General features: G+C 58.3%; 6 protein-coding genes. 4 read left to right on the forward strand and 2 right to left on the reverse strand.

The features are described from left to right. Positions 1 to 849 precede the first annotated feature (849 nt). The 3 genes from ASC86_RS15250 to ASC86_RS15260 all read left to right on the forward strand — a co-directional run bounded on the left by ASC86_RS15250 (position 850) and on the right by ASC86_RS15260 (position 6,101). Positions 850 to 2,370: an ATPase domain-containing protein gene (locus tag ASC86_RS15250; RefSeq protein WP_056322803.1), complete on the forward strand. Its 1,521-nt coding sequence runs from the start codon at positions 850 to 852 to the stop codon at positions 2,368 to 2,370. Then, on the forward strand, positions 2,354 to 4,039 hold the full coding sequence (locus tag ASC86_RS15255; RefSeq protein WP_244477620.1) for an ATP-binding protein: 1,686 nt from the start codon (positions 2,354 to 2,356) through the stop codon (positions 4,037 to 4,039). The genes ASC86_RS15250 and ASC86_RS15255 overlap by 17 nt, the downstream gene beginning before the upstream one ends. A gap of 535 nt (positions 4,040 to 4,574) precedes the next feature. Further along, complete coding sequence (locus tag ASC86_RS15260) at positions 4,575 to 6,101, forward strand: PAS domain-containing sensor histidine kinase (protein ID WP_056322809.1); 1,527 nt, start codon at positions 4,575 to 4,577, stop codon at positions 6,099 to 6,101. A gap of 98 nt (positions 6,102 to 6,199) precedes the next feature. On the opposite strand, the gene ASC86_RS15265 is transcribed toward ASC86_RS15260, so the two are convergent. Both ASC86_RS15265 and ASC86_RS15270 read right to left on the reverse strand, forming a co-directional pair. Continuing rightward, positions 6,200 to 6,640, reverse strand: coding sequence for a BLUF domain-containing protein (locus ASC86_RS15265; RefSeq protein WP_056322812.1), 441 nt, complete (start codon positions 6,638 to 6,640; stop codon positions 6,200 to 6,202). An 18-nt stretch (positions 6,641 to 6,658) separates the two neighbouring features. Next, positions 6,659 to 8,266, reverse strand: coding sequence for a bifunctional diguanylate cyclase/phosphodiesterase (locus tag ASC86_RS15270; protein ID WP_056322815.1), 1,608 nt, complete (start codon positions 8,264 to 8,266; stop codon positions 6,659 to 6,661). A gap of 241 nt (positions 8,267 to 8,507) precedes the next feature. Between ASC86_RS15270 and ASC86_RS15275 the strand changes: the two genes are divergently transcribed. Then, positions 8,508 to 9,089 (forward strand): LysR substrate-binding domain-containing protein, encoded by a 582-nt coding sequence (locus tag ASC86_RS15275; RefSeq protein WP_162245010.1) that lies wholly within the window; start codon positions 8,508 to 8,510, stop codon positions 9,087 to 9,089. The last annotated feature ends 73 nt before the right edge of the window (positions 9,090 to 9,162 follow it).

Below are 9,162 nucleotides of genomic sequence, written 5' to 3' on the forward strand. Positions count from 1 at the left end.
GATCGAATGTCCACATCGATAGCATCCGGAGTTCGCCTCTGTGCCGATCTGGCGTCCTATCGCTGCCGTTCCTCGGGGACATTTACTGCGACTTTACGACACTTGTAGAACGATCAACATCTCCACCTCCATCCATCATCCGACGCGCCATCCATTGAGCATTCAGCAAGGAGAGTGACCCAAGTTGACCTGAGCTCGCCCGGTGCACGGGACTACGCTATAGTCTGCGCGTGCAGCAGTATTTGTCCATCCGCTACTCCGAGAGGTGGCAGAAGCTGGCATAGAGCCTTCTGTCGGAAATGTCGGCGACAGTTACGACAAGGAAGTCCTTCCGAAACCCATGCAGCCTCTCGGAGGATCGCTATCAGAACGGGCTGGGCTTCGAGAAGTTCTACGGCTCGGTCCGACGTCAAAGCTTCCAACATCCATGGCGATCGTTCGTTTCCGCAGCATCTCTCAGGTGGTGGCCGACCGCAAGGAACTCGCGGCCTTCGCGTGCGACACCTCATTCGGGCTGCCATCCGACACAATCACGCTCAGCGGCTCGACAGTGACTAAACTCGATCGTTCCCCGCAAGCCGTTAGAGCGGCGCTCCCGCAAGCTGTTCAATCCGCCGTTCCAACGGATTCGCGGACATATGGACCTGCAGAATGCGGTCTGGTCGGACGGAGACATAAGCGTTTAAGAACCAGATCGTCGATTTTGCTGAGGCGCCCTTGGCCACGAGACGATCCGATGCCTGCCCTGGGGCCACTTGCGGGCCAGAGCTTGCTGTGTCAGCCCCCTTGAGGGCCAAACACCGCGATCTATATGCTTCTCACTGCTTACTCACAATATATAGGTACAACATGTCGGAAGCACCAGATGAAGTGGAGACGATCGACACGCCGCGTATTTCCACCGGAGTCGATGGCCTTGATGTGATCCTCGAGGGTGGCGTGGACGAAAACCGCTTGTACCTCTACGAGGGCCGCCCCGGCACAGGCAAGACCACGATAGCCTTACAATTTCTCCTTGAAGGCGCTCGGCAACGTGAGCGAGTGCTGTACATCACGCTGTCGGAGACGGAAAGCGAACTGCAGCTCGTCGCCAAACGCCACGGCTGGTCGCTCGACGGCGTCAGCCTCTTCGAACTTGTTCCCCCGGAAACGACGCTCGATCCGGATCGCGAGCTGACGGTGTTTCACCCGGCGGAGATGGAACTGAACGAGACGACAAAGCTCATCCTCGACCGGGTATCCGAGCTCAACCCGAAGCGAGTCGTCATCGACAGCCTATCCGAGTTGCGCCTCCTCGCCCATAGTCCTCTGCGTTACCGCCGGCAAGTGCTTGCGCTGAAGCACTACTTCACCAGCCGGCAGTGCACGGTCATTCTTCTGGACGATTTGTCGTCTCAGCAAAACGATCTGCAGCTCCATTCCATTGCGCATGGTGTCGTCTTGCTGGAGCAGACCGCGATCGACTATGGCGCGGAACGTCGCCGCCTTCGGGTTGTAAAGATGCGCGGCATCAAGTTTCGCGGTGGCTACCATGATTTTATCATCGAGAAGGGCGGGCTCCACGTCTTCCCCCGGCTGATCGCAGCAAATCACCATCTTGCGTTTGAGGAGGAGTTTACCTCGAGCGGCATCGCAGAACTCGATCAGATGCTGGGTGGCGGGCTCGAGCGTGGAACGAACGCCTTGTTTCTCGGCGCGGCCGGGGTGGGAAAATCGTCGCTCGCCCTGACCTATGCACTGGCGGCCGCCGACCGCGGCGAGCATGCCGTCATCTACGCTTTCGACGAAGGGCGGGGAACCCTGCAGGCGCGAGCCAGGACTCTCGGCTTCGATTTGCAGAAACATCTGCAAAGCGGGATGATCCGCTTGCAGCAGATCGATCCGGCGGAAATGTCGCCGGGAGAGTTCACCGCCAACGTCCAGAGAAGCGTCGAGAACGATGGTGCCCGCGTCATCGTTATCGACAGCTTGAACGGCTACATGAATGCGATGCCGGACGAGCGTTTCCTGATCCTGCAGATGCACGAACTGCTGACCTACCTCGGCCAGCGCGGCGTAGTGACAATCCTTGTTCTCGCTCAACACGGGCTCGTCGGCCCTCTCGAAGCGCCGCTCGATCTCAGCTACCTCAGCGATGCCGTTGTGATGCTGCGTTATTTCGAGGTGCACGGCACGGTTCGCCGAGCGATCTCGGTCGTCAAAAAGCGAAGTGGCGAGCACGAGCATAGCGTTCGCGAATTCAGCCTGTCCGATAAAGGCATACAACTCGGGCCGCCGACGGCCGGCTTCATCGGCGTGCTGGCGGGATCTCCCCATTTTAACGCAGCTCCAGCAGTAAATTCAGTTGACGGACATGATGGTGGCAAGTGAATTCGACCCCGTTCTCGTATTTGCTCCGGTGGGCCGGGATGCGGCCGCGTCCGTCGAGTTGCTCATGCGCAATGGCATGGCTGCCAAAACATGTCGTGATCTATCCGCGTTTGTCAGAGAACTTGAAACCGGCGCATCAGCAGCGTTTCTTGCCGAGGAAGCGCTGTTTGGAACGGATGCCAGCTCGTTATATACATGGGTCGCTGACCAGCCACCGTGGTCGGACCTCCCCTTTATTTTGCTCACCAGCCGCCAGGCGCAGACGGGCATAGAAGTGTGGCGGCAAGGCGTGATCGCCAAACTGCGCAATGTGGCGCTGCTGGAGCGGCCGGTTCAGGCACTCACGCTCGTCAGCAGCTTGCAATCAGCACTGCGTGCAAGGGCACGGCAGTTGCAACTGCGCGCGCTGCTTGAGGAACGCGAGCAAGTCGCGCAGGAATTGGAACGTCAGGTGGTCGCTCGCACCAAGGAGCTCGAAGCGTCTAACACAGCTCTACGGGACCAGATCGGTGTCCGGGCGGAGGTCGAGGCGAAACTTCGTCAGGCTCAGAAGATCGAAGCCATCGGTCAGTTGACGGGTGGCGTCGCGCATGACTTCAACAACCTTCTCATGGTCATTTCCGGTGGTTTGGAAATGCTTGACCGCCAAGCGGACCCGGCACGGCGCAAGCGGCTGATGGACGGGATGCGGCAGGCTACTGAACGGGGATCGGGCCTGACCCGACAGCTGCTGGCTTTCTCCCGGCGTCAGGAGCTCAAACCACAAACTGTCGACCTGGCGCGCCAGATCGGCGGCATGCGCGAGTTGCTGGACCGGAGCTTGAGGGGCGACGTCCACGTTATCATTGATCTCTCACCAGGCTTGTGGCCTGTCAAAGTCGATGCCAGCGAACTTGAACTTGTGGTTTTGAACCTCGCGGTCAATGCCCGCGACGCGATGCCAAAAGGGGGCACAATCAAGATTACCGCCGAGAATAAATCGGCAACGGCAGAAGCTGACAGTCACGGTGACTTTGTTCGCCTCGTCGTCGCTGACGATGGCTGCGGAATGACGCCTGAGGTGCAGGCGAGGGTATTCGAGCCCTTCTTCACGACGAAAGACATCGGCAAGGGATCGGGTCTTGGTCTCGCGCAGGTTCACGGCTTCGCTCAGCAATCCGGAGGAACGGTCGAGATAGAAAGTCAAGTTGGGAAAGGTACCAAGATCTCGCTCCTGCTGCCGCGTTCTCTGGACCGTCCTGCATCGGATGAGCATCACCTCGTCGACCTGCATGTCGCGAGGCGGCGAGCAGAAGCTGCTGGTAGCGTGCTGCTGGTCGAAGATGACGACGAAGTCGCAGCGCTCGTCGCCGAGATGCTCGACGAGCTCGGGTTCGAGGTGGTGCGCGCGGCTACGGCGGCAGCTGCCCTTGGCGCCTTGGCAAACGGCCGCAGCGTCGACCTTGTGTTCTCGGACATCATGATGCCAGGCGGGATGAACGGCGTAGAGCTCGCGAAGGAGATCCGGTTCCGACGGGGCGATTTACCCATCCTGCTCACCAGCGGCTATTCGGAGGTGGCAAAACAGGACGCTGAGGCACAGGGGATTAACATCCTGCGCAAGCCGTATCAATTGGCGGAGCTTGAAGAGGCAATCCGGCGAACCATGGCCGGAGGAGATGGAAATTGAGGGTGAAACAGATCATAGCGGAAGCGGATCGCCCGCATCGAACATCCAGGATGGACCGTGCTTCCTCTCGCCGGCCATATGTAGGCCTATGCTGCCAGCTATCACGCGCCAACTTTGGTCAATTACCCATTGTTTGATTTCTCGGCATATCCCTGCAATATAAACCCGCGGTGTTCTGTAGCGTCGCACCGACGTCACATTGTAGGCCTTGACGATGTGAATGGACGTCCAAGGGATTGGTCGCAGATACCCTTTGAAATGGGCAGGTCCCATCATGACGTGCCGGTGAGAGCTTTAAACTGGCGCGCAGCTGCGACAAGTTCATCCAATCCCCCAGTCCTGTCAAGTTCCAGATACACGGAGAACTCTATCGTAAACGATAGCAAGGTGGACGCCATGTCGAGCTCCTTCGAAACCTTGCGACGGGGGCTTTGGCCTCTACCGAGCGCAAGTGCCGGAGAAGCTTTATGTTGTCTTCTCATCCAGAGCGATTAGAAGTCGGAAATGAGAACATGGTGGTACGGGTGGGAGAACCATGGACGAGAACGACCTAAACAGCGAGCAGCGCTACCGACTTCTGATCGAAGCGATCACCGACTACGCGATCTACATGCTCGACAGGGGCGGCTTCGTCACAAGCTGGAACGCTGGCGCCGAGCGGCTGAAAGGGTACACGGAATCTGAGATCGTCGGGCGACACTTCTCAACCTTTTACACGGACGAGGATCGTGCCGCGGAGCTCCCTGCAAAAGCGCTCCAAATCGCTGAGCAGGAAGGCCGCTTCGAGCGCGAAGGTTGGCGCCAGCGGAAGGATGGTTCCCGCTTCTGGGCGAATGTCATCATCGATCCGATCAGGAACGCCGACGGCGAGCTCATCGGTTTTGCGAAAATCACCCGAGACATCAGCGAAAAGCGCGCCGCCCAGGAGGCAATTTTTCAATCTCAGAAGATGGAGGCCGTCGGACAGCTCACTGGCGGGCTCGCCCATGACTTCAACAACCTCCTGACGGCGATCCTCGGAAGCCTCGAAATCGCAAAGAAGAGAGCAGTCCGGCCAGACGTCGCCGACCTTATCGAAAACGCCATCCAAGGCGCGCAGCGTGGGGCGACCCTTACCCAGAGGTTGCTCGCTTTCTCCCGCCGGCAGGAGCTTCAGCTCGGTTCCGTTGATGTTGGCAATCTGGTCAGGGGCATGGCGGAGCTGATGCGTCGAACAATCGGGCCGGAGGTGGTTATCACCACGCAATTTCCGTCGGAACTACCGCCTGTCCGTACGGATGCAAACCAGCTTGAGAGCGCGCTGCTTAATCTGGTCGTCAACGCTCGTGACGCCATGCCGGACGGAGGCGAGATCGTGATTGCTGCAGAGAGGAGATCGATCGAAGCCGCGAAGGCTGGGTTGCTTCTTGCCGGGAACTATCTCTGTCTCTCCGTCAGGGATGAGGGGGAAGGAATGGACGCCGAGACGCTCGCCAATGCCACGACGCCCTTTTTTACAACGAAAGGCGTCGGCAAAGGCACGGGCCTTGGATTGCCGATGGTGCACGGTCTCATGGCTCAATCCGGCGGTCAACTCATTCTGAAATCGGCCTTGGGCGAGGGCACGACCGCCGAGCTCTGGCTTCCGGTTACAATTGACGTTGCCGCCACCCCGGTGTCCGCCGAAGAAGTTCCCTTCGATCCAGCCCCGAGCGCTATGATGGTTCTGGTCGTCGACGATGATTCACTCGTCCTCATGAACACGGTGCTGTTGCTGGAGGATCTGGGAATGGAAACGATCCAGGCCTCTTCAGGCGAAGAAGCTCTTGAGATCCTTGGCACGGGACAGCTTCCGGATGTCGTGATCACCGACCACGCGATGCCGAAGATGACGGGCGCGCGCCTCTGTGAAGAGATCCACGCGCGGTTTCCCACGCTTCCGGTCGTTCTTGCGACGGGCTACGCGGAACTACCAGAGGGCACCGCTGAAATCGGCGGCGTCGTACGCTTAACGAAGCCGTTCAGCCAGAAGCAACTGTCGCGGGCGCTGGCAGAGGCCTGTCAAGGCGGACGCTGCTTCTGATTGATATCAGGGCGGCCGGATGGGCTCCACTGCTTGAATTTGGCTTTGAAGCGCAAGAGGCTGAGTTGTGTAGAAGCGACTCCTTCGCTACCTACGACTTAGGCGGCAGCTTCTTCCTCGATCGCCAGCTCTTTTAAGAGCGAATGGATTTCATCGCCACTTAATCGGGAAGCGTCGAAGCCGCTCGAGGAACCGATAGCGGCGAAACGCTTTGCATGGATATCCGATGCGCCGATAAAGCCCATCGCCCAGTTCGGGAACGACCGTTGGTGGATCCGGTCCAAAGCGAGCAGCGATACATCGCCGTGCCGTTCGTCCTGCTGGATGCGTTCGAACGCGGCCTCGATCTTATCAAGGGGCCCTTCCAGAACCTGGGCAAAGCACCCGGTATTGAACAGCAGCGCCCCGGTAATCCCGTCGCGTTGGTTGTTGACCCGACTTTTGGCCAGGATCTCTTCGACGTTCGATGCGAACATCGCCTCGTCAGAAGCGATGTGGTTGCGGCTGTAATAAACGAGCCGGTACATGCCGTCGGTCATCGGAAACCCCTCTTTTCTTTAAACGATTTGTTCCAGAAACGCAGGGATCTGATCCTTGCCCATCGGCCGGCCGGTCAGATATCCCTGGACATGGGTGCAGCGCTCTCCGCGAATGCGCGCCAATTGCTCAGCTGTCTCGACGCCCTCTGCCGTGATGGCCATGCCCAGGCTGGTGCCGAGGCTTGCAATGGAGCGAAGGATCGCCTCGCTGTCGGCGTCATTACCGGCAACAAAGGACCGATCGATCTTGATTTTGTTGAAGGGAAATTTCTGCAGGTAGCTCAATGATGAGTAGCCCGTCCCGAAATCGTCCATCGAAATCTTGACGCCGAGATCACGTAAGGCGTTCAGCGTCTGAATGACGTTTTCGGTGTCATCGAGGAGCGCGCCCTCGGTAATTTCGATCTCCAGGCGATGAGCTGGCAATCCGGACCGTTGGAGCGCGGATGAAACAGTTTCGAGCAGGGTGTCAGCCTTAAACTGCAATGGCGACACGTTGACCGCAACGACCATCTCGCTAGGCCAGGACATAGCTTCGATACAGGCAGTACGGATTACCCATTCGCCGATTTTCACGATCAGGCCGTTCTCCTCGGCAAGGGAAACGAACGACAGAGGCGGGATGGTACCCTTGATTGGATGCTCCCAGCGCAAAAGCGCTTCGAAGCCGTCAACTTTGTTCGTACTGACGTTGAAAAACGGCTGATAGTTGAGCTTAAACTGCTTCAACGCCAAAGCGCGGCGCAGATCAATTTCCATTTCTCGGCGCTTGAGAAGAAGGGCATCCATTCCGCTCTCGAACACGCGGTAACGGCCACGCCCCGCTTTCTTGGCTTCATAAAGGGCCAGATCGCCGTTGCGAAGCAGGTCGCGCGCCTGGACCGGATTCGTCCCGATGGCAACACCGACGCTGGCGCCGATGTTGATGGTGTGGCCGTTGATCACGTAGGTGCGGCCGACGAGGTCCACGATGCGCGCAGCCAACGTATCGGCTGCTCCCTCTTCTTTGGTGTCACGCTGCAGGACGACAAACTCGTCGCCACCGAGCCGGGCGACGATGTCACCCTTGCGACAGGCAGCTCTCAGTCGGTCCGCGACCTTCTTCAAAAGAAGGTCGCCCACAGCATGGCCGAGCGTGTCATTGACCATCTTGAAACGGTCGAGATCGAGGCAGTGAATGGCGACAGACGGAGATCCGACATTGAGAGCAATGGAGAGTTGCGAAAGCAACGCGTTTCGTTTGGCAAGGCCCGTCAGCTCGTCCAAATCGTTTGGCGATTTCGTGGCAGATCCGTCTACAAAAGGACGCAGGTCGATCAGGAAATGACCCTCACCAAGTACTGCAAAAGCGGCATCGAAGCTTTCGCCGCCTCGTGAGACAACCACTGTTGGCAAGACGCCAGGCATGCTGGCAAGGCCTAACGGAAAATCCGCAAATAGCTGGCCCACATCGCTTCCGACAACCGCTCCTAACAGTACCTCGCTGCATGCATTGGCGTAGATGACGACCCCGTCTGATTGCACAACAAGCACAGGTCTTGGCAAGAGCGCAAGTATCCGCTCAAAACTCGGCACGACGGGTGCCTTGGTTTCGCTTTTATTCGGAAAAGAGGTGACGACGTTCATGATGCCTGCCAGTGCGAGTTGGTCAGAACGTAAGCTTCAGATGTTACCTGACAACGACCTCTTCATTGAAAAAGCGCATGTTTTCCGCGAGACGGTTACCGATTGCTGAACTCAGAACAGCCCTAGCTCAACTGCGTAGCCTCCGTGCGATCGAAGTCACGATGGAGCTCGGACACGCGACATGATTGGCGCAACGCGTTGTTTCTCCACCGCCTAACATTTGACGTGCTTAGCGCGTTTCTTGAGGCCCGGCACACTCAGGTGCGCTCTCCAACATTTTGCTGCATCCTATCCCGATGTCTCTCTCGATTTGACGATCACCGGAAGCAGGGCTCTTTCGGAGAAACTGGCGCTCGGCCTGCTCGACGTGGTCATCGGTGACCCTGAGGAAGTAGGCATGAAGCCGGTCTCCGGATGGCAGATGCCGCTGCAATGGGTGGCATCGCGCGAATTCCGCGCTGGCAAGGAAACGCCTCTGCCTTTGGTCTTCTTCGATGAGCACTACACATGGAACGGCAAGATGATGAAGGCTCTCGAAGAGATCGGCAGGCCGTGGCGACGGGCTGTCACGACCGCCTCGCTTTTCTCCATCCAATCCGCCGTCGAGGTGGGACTGGGCGTCGCCGTACTGCTCGATGCCGGCACCCAACGGGACAGAATGAAGGTGCTCGGCATTGCACACGGGATGCCGCCGGCGCCAACGGTAGATTTCGGTATCTTCATTGCGGATGCCGGCGATCTCTCGCGAGGCGCTATGGGTGCCTTGTGGCGCTTCATCGCAGATGAACTTGAGATCGTCGAAGGCGCTTCAACCAAGAAATGACCGAAGCCATCAACGGAACATGGTCGTCAGGTGCTGACGTGTCCAACCCGGAAGATTTGGTCGCCGGGCTCAG

Source organism: Rhizobium sp. Root1212 (assembly GCF_001424985.1).
GTDB lineage: Bacteria > Pseudomonadota > Alphaproteobacteria > Rhizobiales > Rhizobiaceae > Pararhizobium.